We start from the raw sequence: 17,397 nt of genomic DNA, 5'->3' as shown, positions 1-17,397 counted from the left end.
AAATACTTTTTGAGTATTAGCTTAGGCGGCTTTACAGGCATCAGAACGCGTATTGCACGCGGGTGTAGTAGTAACCACCGGTGAAGCCGAAGGGTGAAAAGCTGCCCCAGTTATCGCCGAACGATGAGTTGCTGACGCCGATATGGTCAGGGTATTTGTTGAACAGGTTCTGCGCGCCGACCGCGACCGTCAGTTGTTTGTCGATCGCATACGCCACGTCGAGGTCGGTAATCCATTTGGCGGAATACTCGCGATCCAGGCTCGGGTCGCTTGAGCTGTTGACCTCGGTGTACTTGCCGTAGCGGGTCAGTCGCAGGTTGACGTCGAAGTCGTGGATCGCCCAGTCGGCGGAGAAGATCATTTTGCTGCTGGGGGAGGTTTTAGTGATCAAGGCTCGCGACTGGCGCCCGAGCAGTTGAAAGTTGCTGCCCAGGGCGGTCAATTGCGATGGCGTGTCGTTTACGCTGAGGATTTGCGTGTGGTTGTAGTTCAGTGCCGCGGTCCAGCGCACCGAGCCGTATTGGTTGAGGTTCTGCCGGAAGTTACCGACCACGTCGACCCCGGAGGTGCGGGTATTGGCGCCGTTGGTGAAGTACTGCGCGCCAGCGGTGGCGGGTACGCCGATGCTGTCGAGCAGGGCCGCGACGCCCGGTCCCTGGAAGCGTTCGCTGAGTACCAGGCGGTCACGCAGGTTGATTACGTAACCGTCCACGGTCAGGCTCAGGTCTTCGCTGGGGGTTAGCGCAAAACCGAGACTGAAGTTGGTCGAACGTTCCGGTTTCAAGGCCTCGGCCCCGAGTGCCTGGGCACCGGCCGAATCCACTGGCAGGATCACGTAGTTGTACGACTGGTAGACGCCATTGATGGTGTCGAACCCGGTCGAGCGCGCGGTGAAGATCTGGTTGGCCAGCGACGGTGCGCGAAAGCCGTTGCTGATGGTGCCGCGCACCGAGAACACCGGGTTGAATTCGTAGCGGGTGCTGAGTTTGCCGCTGCGGGTGCCGCCGACGCCTTCGTTGTAATGCTCGTAGCGCGCGGCGACGCCGAGGTACCACTGCTCGACAGGGTAGAAACCCAGGTCGACGTAGCTGGCGACGCTGTTGCGGCTGACTTTCTGCGCGTCTTCAGGGCTGATGCCGTTGGTGACCTGAGCGCCCGGATCGGGCCGTTGCCCGGCGCGTGGGTGGCCGGCGGGGAACACGTAGCCGCCATCGATGTACGAGGCTTCGGAGCCGGCGCGGGTCTCGTAGCTTTCCCGCCGATGCTCGAACCCGAAGGCTACATCCAGCGGTTTGGCCAGGCCGATTTCGTAACTGTTTTTCAGGTCCAGGTTGCTGGTCAACTGGTCGGCGATGTAGATGCCGGAAGTGAACTTGTTCGGCGTATTTTCACCCAGCGACGGGTTCTGGTTGTCGTAGGTGCGCTGCTTGGCGTAGTTGCGTCCGTAGGTGCTGCTCAGGTCCCAGGCCCAGCCGCCGAAATCCTCGCCCTTGGCGCCGAACGCGGACTGGAAGTCGGTTTCGTTGATCAGCCAGTAGGGGCTGTAACCGTCGGGGTAGCCGTTGGGGCCGGTGGTGATGGTATTGCGGCCGCTGGGCAGACGGAAGTTCTGGCCGTCGTTGTTCTCCCGTGTTGCCAGGGTCGAGAACGAATAGAGGGTGACGGCATCGTTCAGCGGCAGGTCGAGGTTATAGGCGACATCCGCCAGTTGGCTGCGCGGCAAGCCGTAGCCTTTGTAGGTGTGATGGCTGGACGTGGCCTCGCGCGGATCGGGCGAACCGTCCGCAAGTGGGTAGTAATGAGAGCTGTAGCCGTTGCTGCCGGCCTTGTTGTCGCGTTCCTGGTAGCGGGTGTCGAGCGAAAGGTTGAGCACGCCGGCTTCACCCACTTCGAAACCATAGTTGAGCGCCTCCTGCCCGGTGCCGCGCTTGCCGTCGTAGTTCTGGCCGAGGATCGTGTCGGAGCTGCCGCCGGTGGTCTGCTTGAGGATGATGTTGATCACCCCGGAAATGGCATCCGAGCCATATTGCGCCGCTGCGCCGTCGCGCAGCACTTCGATGTGATCGATGGACGCCACCGGAATCAGGTCGAGATCGCTGGGCGCCGCGCCGCTGTTGATGCCGTTGATGTTCAGCGTCGCGCTGGTGTGCCGGCGCTTGCCGTTGACCAACACCAGCACATGGGAGGCGGTCAGGCCGCGCAGGGTGGCCGAGCGCACCACGCCGCTGGCATCCCAGCCTGCGCGGTCGGGAAGGTTGAAGGAGGGAATGAATTTACTCAGCGCCTCCAGCAGGCTCGGTTTGCCCACCGCGCGTAATTGTTCACCGGTCACCACGTCGATCGGTGTCGGGCTGGTAGTGACGGTGCGTTGCTCGGTGCCACGGTTGCCGGTGACGACTACGGTGTTGAGGGTCGGTGAACTGGTTTCGGCGGCCTCGAGGTTGAATGAGGCGAGGCCGCAGGCGATGGACAGCGGTACTAATAGAGGACGATAGGAAGGCGCCGTTCGGCGCACTGGGCAGTTGAGCATCAATGTGAACTCCTTGAATGTCGGGTGATAGCCGTGTCACTTCTTGCGAGCGGCGACGGCTTCGATTTCGACCAGACCACCGGGCAGCGGCAGGGCCACTACCTGAACGGCGGTGCGTGCCGGTTTGTTCGGTTGCGCGGCGCTGCCGAAGAACGGCGTATAGCCTTGTTGCAACCCGGCGAAATCGAGCTTGCCGCCCTTGGCCGGATCGCCCACCAGGAACACCCGAAGTTGCACCACATCGCCCAGGTCCAGGCCCTGGCTTTGCAGTACGCCTTTGAGCTTGTTGAGGATCGAGGTGGTCTGGGTTGCGGTGTCTCCGTAAGCGGCAAAGGAATCCTTCGGCGCTTGCGGGTCGTGCAGGTCGGCGAGCAGGCCGCTGACGAACAACAGGTCGGTCTGCGCCGGCACCGACACTGCCAGCGAGATCGGGAAACTGGAGTTGGGCAGGGCGATGCGTTTGATGTCATCGGCCTGGCTGGTGAGGGCGGTGGCGGTCATGAGGAGTCCTGTGAGCAGAGTGATGGTTTTCATCGGTCAGTCCTTTATTGAGAAAAGTCAGGCAGCAACGCCCGGTTGCTGGCGTTCGGCATGGCGGCCGATCAGGGACACGATGCGTCGCGCCGAGTCGGCGGCGCTGTTCTGCCAGATGCCGACGCCGCCGTGGGCCAGGGCATCGCTGGCCAGGTAGGTGCGGCCCTGGGGCTGGTTGAGGATTTGGTAGGCGCTCTCGCCGACCTCGTCATTGACGATCCATGGGCCCTTGCTGAAGGGCACCTTGGCCCAGTTGATGGCCACCGGTTTTTGCAGCTTGGCGCTGTGGCCGGGGTGCAGCAGTTCGACGGCTTGCCGGGAGGAGGCGAACTGTTCGGCGAGGGATTTCTTGCTGAAGGCCTGGGCCGATTCGCTGGTGTTGTAGGCCGCGACCAGAATCCCCTGGGCACTGTTGAGGCGATCGCTGGGATACCACAAGCCTTTGACTTCATGGTCCAGGTAAGACAACCCGCCGTAGATGTTGAAGTCGGTTTCCCAGAAGCGCGGTGACTGCCAGGCGACTTTGTTGGCCTGATCGCTTTGCGCGCTGAGAATCGCTTGCTTGAAGGGCGCGCTGAAGTTGTTCGGTAGCCTGGCCAGCAGCGGCAGGGGCACCGTGACGATCGCGTAATCGGCGCTCAGTGTCTGGGTTTTGCCGGTCTTGCGATCCCGCCAGGTGATGCGGCTACCAAGCTCTGCAGTCTGGATGTCGCTGACTTCGGCATGGAACTGCACCGCGTCCTTGAGCTTCTCGTAGAGCGCATAAGGAATCCGGTCCATGCCGCCAACCGGCTGGAACATGGTCGAGGAAAATTCCGGGATTTCATCGAACACCAACGCGCCCCAGAGCTTGGGGTTGAGCAGGGTTTGCAGTTCCAGCGGTGCGCGGGTGACGCCGGTTTGATCGCCGGCACCGGGGATGCGGGTGTAACCCGAACGCACCGAACCTTTGTATTTGAAGTCGGCGTCGAGGTCGCCATACACCTTGAGGAAATTCAACAGTGCCTGACGGTCATCGACGCTCAAGTCCTGGTCCAGGGCTTTGCGGCTGACGGTTCTCGCCAGCAGTTCCGACAGCTGCCCGCGAGTGTCGTTGACCGCCTGGCGCAACAGGAAGGCCGGTTGTTTCGGGTCCGGCAAGGCCAGGGCGTTGCGGCTGCTGTTGACCAGCACTTGTAGCTCCACGCCCAACTCGCGGCAGTAGCCGAGGATCGTTTGGTGATGGCTGGGAATGCGCGCGGGACCGGCGTTGAAAAAATGCCCATCATCGAAGTCGACGGTCTGGCTGACGCCGTCGTCGAAGTCGACCTGGGTGCCGCGCCGCAGAGTCCAGTTGCGTCCACCGACTCGTTCCCGGGCTTCGAGTATGGTCACGGTAAAGCCAGCCTTGCGCAGTTCATAGGCACTGACCAGCCCGGAAATACCGGCGCCGACCACCACCACATGCTTGCCTTTGCCACTGCTGCCCAGTTGCAACGGGTTGAAGCTCGCCGCCACGGCCTGAGGCGTAAGCCCCAGCGCACCGAGGGCGCCGACAGCGGCGGAATAGCCACCGACGGCGGCAATACGGGAAATCAGTTCTCTGCGGGTAAAAGCCATAGTAGTGCTCCTTGCGTTCAGGCGGTAAGGAATCCGGTGTTCGCGTTAGGGGTTAAAGGTCGTAGCGCACGGACAACAAGAGGGTTCGCGGGTCGTTGATGGAGTAGAAGCGGGCGCCGCTGGAGGGCACGTAGCCGACCGATTGCGGGTAGGCGCGGTCGAGCAGGTTTTTCACCGCCAGCGTGGTGGTCCAGTGCCCGTCGCCGGAGATGTAGCGGGTGTTGGCGTTCCAGAAGGTCTGCTGGGGGATTTCCTGCACGTCGTCATTCAGTGCGTTGGCGAAGGACTTGGTCTGGAACTGGGCATCGGTGCCGGCCAGCCAGGTGCCGGGCAATCCGGCCGGGATCGTATAGTTGAGGCCGACGCTGGCGTTCCAGCATGGCGAGAACACCAACTGCTTGCCATTGGCGTCGACACCAGCGCCACCGGCGTTTTGGAAGTCGTCGTACTGGCTTTCCAGATAGCCGAGGTTGGCGGTCAGTTGCAGGTCGTTGGTCAGTGCCGTCAGGGTTTCCAGCTCGACACCGTAGGTGTGCGCCTGGCCGACGTTGGTCCGCAGGCTGACACCCAGCGCCGGGTCGTAGGCGTTGGTCTGCAAGTCCTTGTAGTCGTTGTAGAACAGCGCGAGGTTGGCGCGCAGGCGCTGGTCGAAGAAGTCACCCTTGAAGCCGGTTTCCCAAGTGATCACGTCTTCCGGCGAGAACGCCTGCTCGGCGGCGGCCCGGGTTGGCGCACGGTTGTCGTAGCCCCCGGCCTTGAACCCTTTGGCCACGTAGGCGTACTGATTGAGGTGCGGTGTCCAGGCGTATTCGAAGCCGAGTTTGGGGCTGGTGGACTGCCAGGACTTGCTCGAATCCGCGGTGAAATTGATGCCGGTGATCTGCCGGTTGGTGTTGATCGCGTAGTTGGTGTAATCGAAGTTCTTGTGCTCGCGGGTAAAGCGCAGGCCGGCGATCAGCGACAGCTGCGGCGTGATCTTGTAACTGCCCTGGCCATACAGTGCGTAGCTTTCGGTGTTAGTGGTGCTGTACTGACCCTGGCCGATGACCCGGTTGCGCGCGATCGAAAAGGTGAGGTTGTCGCGATCGGCATCGAAGGTCTCGCGGTACAGGTACAGGCCGGTGCTGAAACTGAAATCGTCGTAGTCGCCGTTGAGCTGGAACTCCTGAGTGGCGTAGTTCTGCTTGTACAGAATCAGGTTTTGCTGGATCAGCGCCGCCTGACCCGAGTTGTCATAGTCCACGGGTTGATGGAACGCCGAATAGGCGCTCACCGACTTGAAATTCAGATGGTCGTCGATGGCGTAGATCGCCCGCAGCACCGCGCTGCCCTGGTCGAGATGGTTCTTCGGGTCGAGGCTGCTGTAGCTCTTGAATTTGTCGAAGTGGCCGTCGGCATCAAACGGTGTGTAGCTGGTGGTGTCGCCGCGGTCGAAGGTGCCGGCCAGGGTCAGTTGCACATCCCACGGCGAATCGTCGGGCTTGTAGCGCAGCTTGCCGCGGTACGACTGGATGTCGACGTTGTTCACATCCTCGCCGCGGGTCGGGTTGGAGACGGTGCCGTCACGGGTCAGGCGAATCGCCGAAAAGCTGCCGAACAATGCGTTGTCCACCAGCGGGCCGCTGATCAGCAGGCGTCCGTTTTGCGCTTTGTAGTTGCCGGCGCCGAGTTCGAAGAAGCCGCGGGTTTCCTGGGTCGGATCGCGGGTGATCACACGGATCGCGCCGGCGCTGCTGTTGCGTCCGTAGAGCGTGCCTTGCGGGCCGCGCAAGACTTCCACTCGCTCGACGTCGTTGAAGTCGAGCATCGAGGAAATGGCCCGCGGGATGTACAGGTCATCGGCGTACACCGCGACGGCTGCCTCCTGAATCGGGTCGGTTTCGCCGATGCCGCGAATCCCGTAGGTCTGGGCGCTGTAGGAGATCGACTGGCGGCTGAGGGTCAGGTTCGGCACTTGCCCGGAGAGTTCGCGAATGCTTTTGATCTGCTTGTCTTCAAGGGCTTTTTCGTCGAATGCGGAAATCGCCAACGGGGTCTTTTGCAAGTCCTCGGTATGGTGTTCGGCGGTCACGGTGACCACGGGCAGGGCTCCCTCCCTGACGGATTCTTCGGCCTGGGCCGACAGCCCGAAAATCGCCAGCGACACGGCCAGCGGCAAACGGTTTGTATTGAAAATGTTGTGCATGGTGAGCCCCGGGTGTGTAAGTGCTGCGTTGGCGTCGTTATGTTTTTTTCGGCAAAGCGTTGCCGAGGCCAGGGTCCGAAGGCCTTGGCGGTGGGGTGGCTTGAGCCGGTTTCAGGTTTGGGTGTGGCGATTGACCGTGGGGTGGTGTCGGCCGGAAAAACGTACAGTTCCGTGGGCCTCCACCTGGTCAGGGGTCGGTGATGGTTGTAACAATATTTGTATAAATAGGCGCTGTAAAAGTCCGATTAGTTATAAGTTAATTATAAAAAATAGGCATTAAGTGTTGTATGTAAATGCGTAAAACTGATGTTTGTGTGGGGTAGTTAAAACGCATTCGCGGGCAAGCCTCGCTCCTACAGGGGAATGCATTCCAACTGTAGGAGCGTGGCTTGCCCGCGATGACGGTAGATCGACTGGACTCAATACCCGCGTTGTACGTTCGCCTGATTTTCCAACGCCAAACCGTTGAGATAACGCTCAAGATTGGCCAGGAAGCTATCGGCGATCTCATGGCCACTGTTGGTGGAAATTGCCGAGGTATGGGGCGACAGACGAACCCGAGGATGGGTGTAGAACGGATGCCCCTCCGGCAGCGGTTCGGGTTCGGTGACGTCCAGCGAGGCCAGGCCGATCTGCCCGGTTTCCAGCGCTTCTAGCAAGGCTTCGTGGTCAAGCAGGCCACCACGGGCGATGTTGATCAGGTGCAAGCCGGGTTTGGCGCTGGCGAGCACGGCGCGGTCGACGATATGCCGGGTCGCCTCGGTCAACGGCGCGGCCAGCACCAGATGATCGGAGCGGGCGAACAGTTCATGGATGTCACGCACCGCCTGCACGCCTTCGACCTCGAACGGCGCCTGACTCTGTCGCAACGCCAGCACCTGGATGCCCAAGGCATGGGCCTTGCTCGCCAGGCTGCGGCCGATGGCGCCGAAGCCGAGAATCCCCAGGGTGCTGCCCTTGAGCGGGGTCAGCGCGCTGAAGTTCCATTGCGCGTCGTGCACCCAAATCTCCGGTAGCCGCTTGGCGGCGGCGAAGATCGCCGCCAGGGCGAATTCGGCGATGTTCTCGGCGGCGCTGCCCCGCGACGTGCTCACCGGCGGGCCGTTGAACAGCCATTGCGGGTAGAAGTCGATGCCCGAAGACACCACCTGAATCCACCGCAAGCCATACGGCCAACCCGGTGGCGGCGTGTCCGGTGCCAGATAGCCGCGCACATTGATCGGCCGCGCCAGCAAGATGCTGACCTCCGCCGGCAGGTCGCTGGGCACTCCGATCGGCACGCTGATGACCTTGGCCCCCGGGTGTGTTTGCTCAAGGCGCTGGCGGATCACTTCGTTGAAGTCTTCATCCAGTTGGCTGGCGATAACGAGCGGGCTCATGGGCGTTCCTTTGCTTGGCGCTGGGCGAAGACCGCTTTACCGACGCCTTGTAGAACGGCGTCGTTTTGAGGGGTGTGAACACGGCTGCACAGCACATCGCGGTAATGCCGTTGCAGCGGATTGTGGCGCGACAGACCGGGATTGCCGGAGGCTTCGATGGCCAGCTCGACGGCGCGGATGGCGTTGCCGGTCACCAGGTATTTCAGCTGCGCCGCATTGCTGGCCGGTGTGTGACCGTTCGCGGCGGCGTCGAGCAGGCTGCGGTTGGCGAACAGCAGGGTGTCGATGTGCCCGACGGTTTCCTGAAAGCGTGGCAGGGTCGAGAGCGCCGCGCCGAGGTTGGACGGCTTGCGTGTTTCCAGCCAGCCCACCAGCCAGTCGCGAGCCGCTTGGGCGACCCCGTCATATACCGATGCCAGCAACACCGACATCCACAGGAATCCATCAGCATCGAGCTCGGGTTGCGGGGCGCTCCAAGGGCTGACGCTAACCGCGTGATCCAGCGGCACCAGCACATTGTCGAACACCACTTCATGGCTGCAGGTGGCGCGCATGCCCAAGTGGTCCCAGTCCTCGATGATGCTGATGCCGGGGGTGTCCTTGTGCACCAGCCAGGCGCCAACCAGCGGGTCTTCATCGTTGCTGCGCGCCCAGACATTGAACCAGGTCAGGCCATGGCTGCCGGTGGAGTAGATTTTCCGGCCGCTGATCCGCCAACCGGCGGCGGTGCGTCGGGCGATGGTCGCCGGCAGGCCACCGCGCGCCGGGGTGCCGAGATCGGGTTCGACCCGCAAGGCGTTGATCAATGCGCCCTGTTGGACCGCGTCTTTCGCCACTTGCAGACGCAGCGCTTCGGGCCAGTTTTTACTGTCCTGCAAGTGCGCGTGCTGGATGTACTGCATCACCAGGATCAACGCCGTTGACGGCTCACCTTTGGCAATTGCGCTGATTGCGTTGCGTGCCTGGGCCAGGTTCGCGCCGCCACCGCCGAGGGCTTTGGGTACGGTCAGGGCGACCAGCCCGTGCTCATGCAGCAGCTTGAAATTGTCATGGGGGAAGGCGCCGCTCTCGTCATAAACGTGGGCAGTGGCGCCGAGTTGTTGGCCGATGCTTTCCAGCAATGCTTCGAAGTTGGCCGCTTCGACCGATCGCAGTGGCGGAGCGTGTTGAGAAGAAAGACTCATAGGAATTCACTCAATCAAAAGGTGAGAGCCGAAAGTGGTTCCACCACAATCAACTGTGGCGAGGGAGCTTGCTCCCGCTGGGTCGCGAAGCGGCCCCAAAACCATCCACCGCAGTGTTTCAGGCACACCCTGGTCACCGGTTTTACGACTGCTTCGCAGCCGAGCGGGAGCAAGCTCCCTCGCCACAGGGAGAGTTGTGTGAACACAGGGTTCATACCGGCAGCAGCTTGAAGTTTCTGTCCCACAACGGACTCACATCGAGCCGTTCGCTCAGCACGCCCGCATCGAAGAACAGGTCGGCGACTTCCTGTTGCGAGGCGATGGCCTGGTCGTTCACTTCGATGATTTTGTAGGGTTGGCTGCGGCTGTTGTGCATGTCGAGAAACACCGCTTTGTCGACGCCCAGCAGTTGCGCCGATTTGGTCGCCCAGGGTTCGGGGTTGTTGTTGATCCACTCCAGCGTGCGCGCCTGTCGTTGCAGGTAATCCTGGATCGCCTGCTTGCGCAGCGGGTCTTCCAGCGCGGCGGGCCGGGCGGCGATCAAGTAGTTGCCGGACAGGTAACCCAGGGCGGTTTTCAACACCCGGGCGCCACTGCGAAATTTCGCCAACTGAATGAACACGCCGTAGATCACCCAGGCATCGAGCTGGCCACTCTGGAACGCGGTGAAACCGTCCTGTGGGGTGAGCGCCACCGCCGTGATGTCGTTCAGGGTCAGGCCCTGTTCCTTCAGTGCCTTGATCAGAAAATAGTGCGAGGTGGTGGAGCGCACATAGCCGACCCGCTTGCCGCGCAACTGGCCGACCGACTCGACTGTCGAGTCCTTGGGAATCAGGAACACCTGATTGTTCACGTCGCCTTGCAGCACTGCGATCAATCGCGGCTGGCGATGGCTCTGGATCGAGAAGATCGGTGGGATCTCACTCATATTGCCGAGGTCCAGGCTGCCCGAGGCCAGCGCTTCGACGATCAGGTTGCCGCCCGCGAACTCCGAATATTCGACTTTATAAGGCGTCGTGGCGGTGCCGGCGTCTTCGACGAAGTACGAGTCCTGGCCCCGGTAGGTGGCGACCCCCAGGGTCAGGTCCGAAAGGTTGGTGCTTTGGGCGAACGCGCGTGAGGCGAGTCCCAGCGACGACAACCCCAATGCGCCGAGGGCGATGGAGCTGGCCGTCAGGAAGCCGCGCCGATTGAACTGTCCGTGTGTGATCGGTTTGGTCATGGTCAGGCCCTCGTCAGATGGCCGCCAGCAGCGGGTTGAAGGATCCGCTCACTGCCGCGCGTTTTTCTTCAGCCTGCGCGTAACGGTTGACGGGCACTTGCAGGCCAAGGTTGTCGCGCAGGGTGTTGCCGCTGTACTCACTGCGAAACAGCCCGCGCTTTTGCAGCACCGGCACCACGAGTTCAGTGAAATACTGCAGGCCGTCCGGCAGCACCGAATTGATGATGAAGCCGTCGGCGGCGTCTTCCTCGAACCACTTCTGAATGGCATCGGCGACCTTTTCGGGTGTGCCGACAAAATCGCGCCGTGGCCGGGAGAAGCGCAGGGCCACTTCGCGCAAGGTCAGGCCTTCGTCTTTGGCCAGTTGCTTGATCCGGTCCGAGCCGCCTCTCTGGCTGTTGGAGCCCAGGTCGCCCAGTTCGGGGAACGGTGCGTCCAGCGGGTATTGGCTGAAGTCATGGTCATTGAACGGCCGGCCGAGCGCGACGATGGCATCTTCGATGCTCACCAGCTCCACCGCCTGTTGATAGCGGCTTTCAACTTCTGCGTCATCGCGGCCAACGATCGGACGGATGCCGGGCAGGATCGACAGCTTTTGTGCGTCGCGGCCGAAGTTGTTGGCGCGTTGTTTCAGGTCCTGGTAGTAGGCGCGCGCTTCGTCGAAGCCCTCGGGGCTGACGAAAATCGCATCGGAATTTTCGGCGGCGAAGTTACGGCCGTCCTCAGAGGTGCCGGCCTGGAAAATCACCGGCTGACCTTGCTGCGAACGGGCGATGTTTAGCGGGCCTTTCACAGAGAAGAATTCACCCTTGTGCTCCAGGGCATGCAACTTGCCGGGGGTGAAAAACTCGCCGCTCTGTTTGTTGTAGGCGAAGGCGTCGTCCTCCCAGGAATCCCACAGGCCCTTGACCACCGCCACATGCTCCTTGGCGATCCGGTAGCGCACGGCGTGGGGCGGGTGCTCGGCCTTGCCGAAGTTGTCGGCGGTGCCGCTGAGCCACGACGTCACCACGTTCCACCCGGCGCGACCGCCGCTGATATGGTCCAAGGATGCAAACTGTCGGGCGACCTGGAACGGTTCTGTGTAGCTGACGGTGACGGTCGCCACCAGGCCGATGTGCCGGGTGGTCGCCGCCAGGGCCGAGAGGATGGTCAGTGGTTCGAAGCGGTTGAGGTAGTGCGGGCTGGACTTCTCGTGGATGTGCAGGCTGTCGGCGATGAACACGAAGTCGAACTTCGCCGCTTCAGCCAATTGCGTTTGCTGTTTATAGAAGCCGAAATTCACACTGGCGTTGGCCAGGGCCTGCGGGTGGCGCCATTCGCCCCAGCCATGACCGACGCCATGGACCATCGCACCGAGTTTCAGTTGACGTTGTTTGCTCATGGTTTCTACTCCTGAATCCGTCGCATCGTTAGCGCGATGCCTGGTTAAGTTGCGCACGCGGGGCGTTGAAGCTTTTGTCGAAGCCTTGGGAGACATCGATGTGTTGGGTGAGAATGCCTTCCTGCTGATAGATGTCCGCGGTGGTTTGCAGGCCGCTGATGACCTGGTCGTCAATCGCTACCGGCGCTATGTGTGTGGCTTTGGCCACCGCCAGATGCACGGCCAGTGGCAAGCCGGTGACTTGCGCCTGGGCAGCGGCAAACTCTTCGGGATGGGCGTTGGTCCAGCGGTAGGCGCGATCGATGCGGGCAACGAAATCGTCGAGTTGCTGGCGCTTGTCGGTGATGGCCTGGCGGGTGGCGGCCAGGTACAAGTGATTGGTCAGCAGGGTGTCACCGCTGACCAGCACCTTGGCCTGGCTCTGCGTGGTGGCAATGGTGGTGTAAGGGTCCCAGGTCGACCAGGCGTCGGCGCTGCCGTTATCCAGCAGAATGCGCGACTCGCTGGGCAACAGGTAAATGAACTGCACGTCCTGGGTGCTCAGGCCGACATTGCGCAAGGCCTTGATCGCCAGGAAGTGACCGATGGAACCGCGGGTGGTGACGATCCGCTTGCCCTTGAGGTCGCGGGCGTCGTTCAGTGCTGAGTCCTTGGGCGCGAGAATCGCCGTGGTGTAGCGACCCTCGGCATGCACGATGCTGACGACTTTGAGCGGCGCACCGGCCCCGAGGGCAAACACGTAGGGCGCATCGCCCAGGCCGCCGATGTCCACCGCGCCGGCATTCAGCGCCTCGCCCAACGGTGCGGCGGCGGGAAACTCGGAGAACTGGATTTCGTAGGGCACATTCTTCAGCTCGCCGGACACCTCCAGCAGCACCTTGAGCGTGGACTTCTGATTGGCCACCCGCAGCGGTTGCAGGTCGGCGGCCAGCGCCGTGGTGCCGAGGCTGAGGGCGACGGCCAGCAGTAGATGTTTGAAAGGCTGCATAACGACGTGCTCCAGGCTGCTTTTGATGTTTCAGGGCACCTCCGCCTGGAGAAAGGGGTCGGTCCGAATTTAATCTCAGATGGCTCATGTGCCCGCAAAAGGCCCACGAGCCGGGGTGTTCAGATCACGAAAAAGCCATGGGTGCCGTCGCGGGCCAACTGCTCTACCAGCCCGAATTCCCAATCCAGATAAGCTTGCATCGCTTCACGCGGGTTGTCGGTGCCCTCGTAAGGGCGGCGATAGCGGTCGATGCGTGGCGAAGCCAGATGGGTTTCGCCGTGCTCCAGCGGCAGTTGCGCGGCGATCCAGCTGACGGTGCCGTCGCGCAGCAGAAACACCGCTTTGCCGGTCAACGCCTCGACCTCGGCGACCGCCAGCCGCGCCAACTGGCTGCTGCCGCAGGTCAGCACATACCGCTGCGCCGGCGGCACCTTGGCCAGGGCTTCACGCAGTTGCCCGCGCAATACCCACCATGCGCCGGGGATATGGCGCTTGACGTAATTTGCGCTGCTGGTGAAATCCAGCACCACGCTGTCACCCTCGGCCAGCCATTGAGACAGGGTTTCAGTGCTGATTTCTTCGGCCTGCGGCGGCGTGGGAACCGGCGCCTTCCATGCACCTTTTTCACTGAAGTGCGCAGGCTGCAAGTCATCCAGCACGTGCACCTCCCAACCCAGTTGCGCGAGCCAGGAGGCCGACATGTTGGCGCGCACACCATCGTCGTCGACCAGCACCAGGCGTGCGCCGCGCACACTGGCGAAGTGATCGGTTTCCTGCACCAGTTGGCCGCCGGGCGTGGAGCGGGAAGCGGGCAGGTGACCGGCCTCGAATTCTTCCGGGGTGCGCACGTCGAACAGGTAAGTGCTGCGACTCGGTTCCTGTTGCCAGCGTTGCAGGTCGGCCAGGGTGGCACGGCCCACCAGCGCTTTGTCGGCGACGCGACGGGCATCGCGGGCGGCGATGTGCCGATGCTCTTCGCGGGTCGGCGCGAATCGGCGTGACTGGCCTTGTTCCAGCGTTTGACCGGCGAGGGTCCAGCCGATGGTGCCGTTGCGCAGGGCTGAAACCGGGTTGGCGATGCCGGCGTTGATCAACGACTGCGTGCCGATGATGCTGCGGGTGCGTCCGGCGCAGTTGACGATAATGCGGGTCGCCGGATCCGGCGCCAGCTCCCGGGCACGCAGCACCAACTCCGCTCCCGGTACGCTGATGCCGGTGGGAATGCTCATGGTCTGGTATTCATCGAAACGCCGGGCGTCGAGCACCACCACATCGGCCTCGCTGTCGAGCAACGCTTGAACTTCTTCCGCGGCTAAAGACGGTGTATGGCGCTGGCTTTCCACCAGTTCGCCAAAGGCTTTGCTCGGCACATTGACGTCGATGAACAACTCGCCGCCGTCGATGCGCCAACCCTCCAGGCCACCCTTGAGCAGGCTGACATTGACATAGCCCAGGTCCTGCAAGCGCTGCACGGCGATGCTCGCCAGGCCTTCGCCATTGTCGTAGACCGTCACCGGTGTATCGCGCCGGGGAATCCGCGAGTACACCTCAAGTTCGAGCCTGGACAGCGCAATGTTGGCCGCAAACAGTGGGTGCGCTTCGGCGAAAGGGGCTTCTTCGCGCACATCCACTAACGCCAGTTCTTCACGGTTCAGCAGTGCCTGGCGGATCTCGGAGTAGGAACGGGTGAGTGCAGTGCTCATAGGGCTTGGCTCTCTTTGGACACATCCCAGATATTGGGGAGGACGGTGTTGGAATAACCGGAAATGAACAGTTTCTCGCCGCCATCGGGCTGGTACACCGCGCGGCGTACGGCGCCGATGTTGGCGCCATAGACATGGATGCTGATGGAGACCTGATCGTTGTAGGCGTTGCTGACTTGATGAATGTCGCCGATCCGGGGCGATACGGCTTCGACCTGACCGGGTAGCAGTTGAACCCGGTTACCCTCGGCCACCAATGTGCCGTCGGTATGGCGTTCGAACCCTTGCGAATACTCCGCGCCGCGCAACATGCCGATCAGCCCCCACACCCGATGGTCATGGATCGGCGTGCTTTGCCCCGGTCCCCAGACAAAACTGACGACACTGAAACGCTGCCGTGAGTCGGCATGCAGCAGGTACTGCTGATAGCGCTCCGGGTCTGGTCGGGCAAAGTCTTCGGGCAACCAGTCGTCATGGCTGACCAGTTGGGCGAGCAGCTTGCCGCCACGGTGCAGTAAATCGCCTTCGCGGGGGTTACTGTCGATCAGTTCCGCCAGGGCACCTATGAATGCTCTGAGTCTCTCCGGGTGTCGGGCCTGGGTCATGGCGATTCCATCGTCCGTGTTGAAAAGTGATGTCATGATTTAAGCATAATGATTTTGCTTAATATGCTATTTTTTAATGATTAGGTTATAGCTGAAAGGAATTTAGAACCCTTATGCATAGCGTTAGACGTTATCGATAGGCGTGCCGGGCTATCCAGATATCACTAATGGAACTATGCTTTTCAGACATTTTATTGACTGTTCTCTATGTGCGGGCCAAATGAAAATTGATGATATCGACGCCTTTGTCGAAGTGATCCGTTGCCAGTCCATCAGCCATGCCGCCGAGTCGTTGCAATTGACTCAACCCGCCATCACACGGCGTGTGCAGAACTTTGAGCAGGCGTTGGGCGTTGAGTTGTTCGACCGCAACACCAAGCCGCTCAAGCCCACGTTGATCGGCACGCGGGTGTACGAGCAGTGCCGTTTGATCCTGCGGGAAATGGACGCCTTGCGCGAACTGGTCGCCACCGACGCGCCGCCCACCGGGCTGTTGCGCCTGGGCGTTCCGCAAACCATCGGCGATGTGGTGCTGCTCGATGCACTCAAGCATCTGCGAATCGAATACCCCGAGTTGCGCGCCCAGGTGGCCACGGGGTGGGGCAGTCAATTGGTCGGCAAAATCGAACGCGGTGAACTGGACGCGGCGGCTGCGCTGTTCCCGGCCGGGAAAATTTTCCCCGACAACATTGTCGGTGAGTCGATCGGCAAGATGGAGCTGGTGGTGGTGTGCGCCCAGGCGCAATTGCCTAAGCGTCCGTGCAAACTCGCCGACGTTTACCAGAGCGGCTGGATTCTCAATCCCGATGGTTGCGGCTTCCGCGCCGGGCTGCAACGAACCCTGTCGGACCAGGGCCTGGCCCTGCGGGTGAACCTGGAAACCTTCGGTACCGAGTTGCAGTTGGGCCTGGTCGCCGATGGCCTGGGCCTTGGGCTGGTGCCGCGTCCGTTGCTGGAGCGCAGCGCCCACCGCGAGCAATTGGCGGTGATGCCGCTCAAGGATTTCAAACCGGTGATGGACCTGTGGCTGATCTACCCGCATTTTCTCGGCAACCTGCAAGGGCCGGTCGACGCCTTTGGCAAACTGGTTGCCGGGTCGCTGCAGAAGATCAAGAGCGCGGCGTGAGAGGGGGGTATGAGAAGGGGGATTTATAATAAAAAAAAATAATAATTAGCTTAGATTAAAATGTGCTTTTTATTATTTTTTGCCTTCCCCTAGGCTTGCTGGAGATCCTTACGGCCATCCAGGAAGTTTTGCCATGAGCAGCGTCAGTCCGTTATCCAGTGTCTCGAAAAATGTTCGCCAGCGCGTCAGCCCCGAAGAGTGGGAAGTGCGTGTGAAACTGGCCGCGGCCTATCGGCTGGCGGCCTTGTTCAAGTGGACCGATCATATCTACACGCACTTTTCCGCACGGGTGCCGGGCCCCGACGAGCATTTCCTGATCAACGCCTTCGGTTTGTTGTTCGATGAAATCACCGCCTCTAACCTGGTCAAGGTCGACATTGATGGCACCCTCGTCGACGACCCGACCGGGCTCGGCATCAACTACGCCGGTTACGTGATCCACAGTGCCATTCACGGTGCGCGTCCCGATCTGCAAGCCGTCCTGCACACCCACACCCGCGACGGCATCGCCGTGTCCGCCCAGCGCGACGGCCTGTTGCCGATCTCTCAGCATTCCATTGGTTTTTCCGGGCGGGTGGCTTATCACGGTTACGAAGGCATTGCGCTGGACCTGGACGAGCGCGAGCGGCTGGTGGCGGATCTGGGTGACAAGAGCGTGTTGATCCTGCGCAATCATGGGTTGTTGACGGCGGGCATCAGTGTCGAGCATGCGTTCCAGCAACTGCATGTGTTGGAGCGGGCCTGCACTATTCAGATCGCGGCACAGGCGGGCGGCAATGCCGAACTGATCTTCCCGCCGGCCGAAGTGGTGGCCAAGGTCGAGAAACAGGCCGAGGTATTTAAAAGTGGTGACGGGCCGGGTGTTGCCCGGCACTGGAATGCGCTGATTCGGCAGTTGGAGCGCAGCGATACGGCTTATAAAGAGTGATACGAATCCACTTCAAAAGAGAGGGGCCTA

Annotated in this window: 13 protein-coding genes; 2 read left to right on the top strand and 11 right to left on the bottom strand. The window is 61.4% G+C overall.

Annotated features, from left to right (window positions below; translation table 11 throughout):
- Positions 1-40: 40 nt before the first annotated feature.
- The 11 genes from AC1RO5_RS07990 to AC1RO5_RS07940 all read right to left on the bottom strand — a co-directional run bounded on the left by AC1RO5_RS07990 (position 41) and on the right by AC1RO5_RS07940 (position 15,313).
- Complete coding sequence (locus tag AC1RO5_RS07990) at positions 41-2,530, bottom strand: TonB-dependent receptor plug domain-containing protein (RefSeq protein ID WP_493174241.1); 2,490 nt, start codon at positions 2,528-2,530, stop codon at positions 41-43.
- Positions 2,531-2,566: 36 nt separating this feature from the next.
- Positions 2,567-3,064, bottom strand: coding sequence for a RidA family protein (locus AC1RO5_RS07985; protein ID WP_493174239.1), 498 nt, complete (start codon positions 3,062-3,064; stop codon positions 2,567-2,569).
- A gap of 24 nt (positions 3,065-3,088) precedes the next feature.
- Positions 3,089-4,663, bottom strand: a complete 1,575-nt coding sequence (locus AC1RO5_RS07980) for a flavin monoamine oxidase family protein (protein ID WP_493174237.1) — start codon at positions 4,661-4,663, stop codon at positions 3,089-3,091.
- Between the two features lie 52 nt (positions 4,664-4,715).
- Complete coding sequence (locus tag AC1RO5_RS07975) at positions 4,716-6,848, bottom strand: TonB-dependent receptor (RefSeq protein ID WP_493174235.1); 2,133 nt, start codon at positions 6,846-6,848, stop codon at positions 4,716-4,718.
- Positions 6,849-7,267: 419 nt separating this feature from the next.
- Positions 7,268-8,227 carry a D-isomer specific 2-hydroxyacid dehydrogenase family protein gene (locus AC1RO5_RS07970; RefSeq protein ID WP_493174233.1) on the bottom strand — a complete coding sequence of 320 codons (960 nt, stop codon included), beginning with the start codon at positions 8,225-8,227 and terminating at the stop codon, positions 7,268-7,270.
- Positions 8,224-9,411, bottom strand: a complete 1,188-nt coding sequence (locus tag AC1RO5_RS07965; protein ID WP_493174231.1) for an acyl-CoA dehydrogenase family protein — start codon at positions 9,409-9,411, stop codon at positions 8,224-8,226. The genes AC1RO5_RS07970 and AC1RO5_RS07965 overlap by 4 nt, the downstream gene beginning before the upstream one ends.
- Positions 9,412-9,622: 211 nt before the next feature.
- Positions 9,623-10,633, bottom strand: a complete 1,011-nt coding sequence (locus tag AC1RO5_RS07960) for an ABC transporter substrate-binding protein (protein ID WP_493174229.1) — start codon at positions 10,631-10,633, stop codon at positions 9,623-9,625.
- Between the two features lie 13 nt (positions 10,634-10,646).
- Positions 10,647-12,017 (bottom strand): LLM class flavin-dependent oxidoreductase, encoded by a 1,371-nt coding sequence (locus tag AC1RO5_RS07955; RefSeq protein WP_493174228.1) that lies wholly within the window; start codon positions 12,015-12,017, stop codon positions 10,647-10,649.
- 28 nt (positions 12,018-12,045) lie between these two features.
- Complete coding sequence (locus AC1RO5_RS07950; RefSeq protein WP_493174227.1) at positions 12,046-13,005, bottom strand: ABC transporter substrate-binding protein; 960 nt, start codon at positions 13,003-13,005, stop codon at positions 12,046-12,048.
- A 119-nt stretch (positions 13,006-13,124) separates the two neighbouring features.
- Positions 13,125-14,708, bottom strand: a complete 1,584-nt coding sequence (locus AC1RO5_RS07945; protein WP_493174225.1) for a rhodanese homology domain-containing protein — start codon at positions 14,706-14,708, stop codon at positions 13,125-13,127.
- On the bottom strand, positions 14,705-15,313 hold the full coding sequence (locus AC1RO5_RS07940; protein WP_493174223.1) for a cysteine dioxygenase family protein: 609 nt from the start codon (positions 15,311-15,313) through the stop codon (positions 14,705-14,707). The genes AC1RO5_RS07945 and AC1RO5_RS07940 overlap by 4 nt, the downstream gene beginning before the upstream one ends.
- Before the next feature lie 220 nt (positions 15,314-15,533).
- Between AC1RO5_RS07940 and AC1RO5_RS07935 the strand changes: the two genes are divergently transcribed.
- Both AC1RO5_RS07935 and AC1RO5_RS07930 read left to right on the top strand, forming a co-directional pair.
- Positions 15,534-16,439 carry a LysR family transcriptional regulator gene (locus AC1RO5_RS07935; RefSeq protein WP_019649110.1) on the top strand — a complete coding sequence of 302 codons (906 nt, stop codon included), beginning with the start codon at positions 15,534-15,536 and terminating at the stop codon, positions 16,437-16,439.
- Between the two features lie 133 nt (positions 16,440-16,572).
- Positions 16,573-17,367: a class II aldolase/adducin family protein gene (locus AC1RO5_RS07930; RefSeq protein ID WP_019578559.1), complete on the top strand. Its 795-nt coding sequence runs from the start codon at positions 16,573-16,575 to the stop codon at positions 17,365-17,367.
- Positions 17,368-17,397 lie beyond the last annotated feature (30 nt).

This window comes from Pseudomonas sp. GW822-FHT02G04 (genome assembly GCF_058802085.1).
This window is presented reverse-complemented; position numbering and strand designations above follow the sequence as displayed.

Coding starts and splice junctions, on each gene's coding strand:
- AC1RO5_RS07990 (WP_493174241.1), bottom strand. CDS start 2,530: ATGCTCAACTGCCCAGTGCGCCGAACGGCGCCTTCCTATCGTCCTCTA.
- AC1RO5_RS07985 (WP_493174239.1), bottom strand. CDS start 3,064: ATGAAAACCATCACTCTGCTCACAGGACTCCTCATGACCGCCACCGCC.
- AC1RO5_RS07980 (WP_493174237.1), bottom strand. CDS start 4,663: ATGGCTTTTACCCGCAGAGAACTGATTTCCCGTATTGCCGCCGTCGGT.
- AC1RO5_RS07975 (WP_493174235.1), bottom strand. CDS start 6,848: ATGCACAACATTTTCAATACAAACCGTTTGCCGCTGGCCGTGTCGCTG.
- AC1RO5_RS07970 (WP_493174233.1), bottom strand. CDS start 8,227: ATGAGCCCGCTCGTTATCGCCAGCCAACTGGATGAAGACTTCAACGAA.
- AC1RO5_RS07965 (WP_493174231.1), bottom strand. CDS start 9,411: ATGAGTCTTTCTTCTCAACACGCTCCGCCACTGCGATCGGTCGAAGCG.
- AC1RO5_RS07960 (WP_493174229.1), bottom strand. CDS start 10,633: ATGACCAAACCGATCACACACGGACAGTTCAATCGGCGCGGCTTCCTG.
- AC1RO5_RS07955 (WP_493174228.1), bottom strand. CDS start 12,017: ATGAGCAAACAACGTCAACTGAAACTCGGTGCGATGGTCCATGGCGTC.
- AC1RO5_RS07950 (WP_493174227.1), bottom strand. CDS start 13,005: ATGCAGCCTTTCAAACATCTACTGCTGGCCGTCGCCCTCAGCCTCGGC.
- AC1RO5_RS07945 (WP_493174225.1), bottom strand. CDS start 14,708: ATGAGCACTGCACTCACCCGTTCCTACTCCGAGATCCGCCAGGCACTG.
- AC1RO5_RS07940 (WP_493174223.1), bottom strand. CDS start 15,313: ATGACCCAGGCCCGACACCCGGAGAGACTCAGAGCATTCATAGGTGCC.
- AC1RO5_RS07935 (WP_019649110.1), top strand. CDS start 15,534: ATGAAAATTGATGATATCGACGCCTTTGTCGAAGTGATCCGTTGCCAG.
- AC1RO5_RS07930 (WP_019578559.1), top strand. CDS start 16,573: ATGAGCAGCGTCAGTCCGTTATCCAGTGTCTCGAAAAATGTTCGCCAG.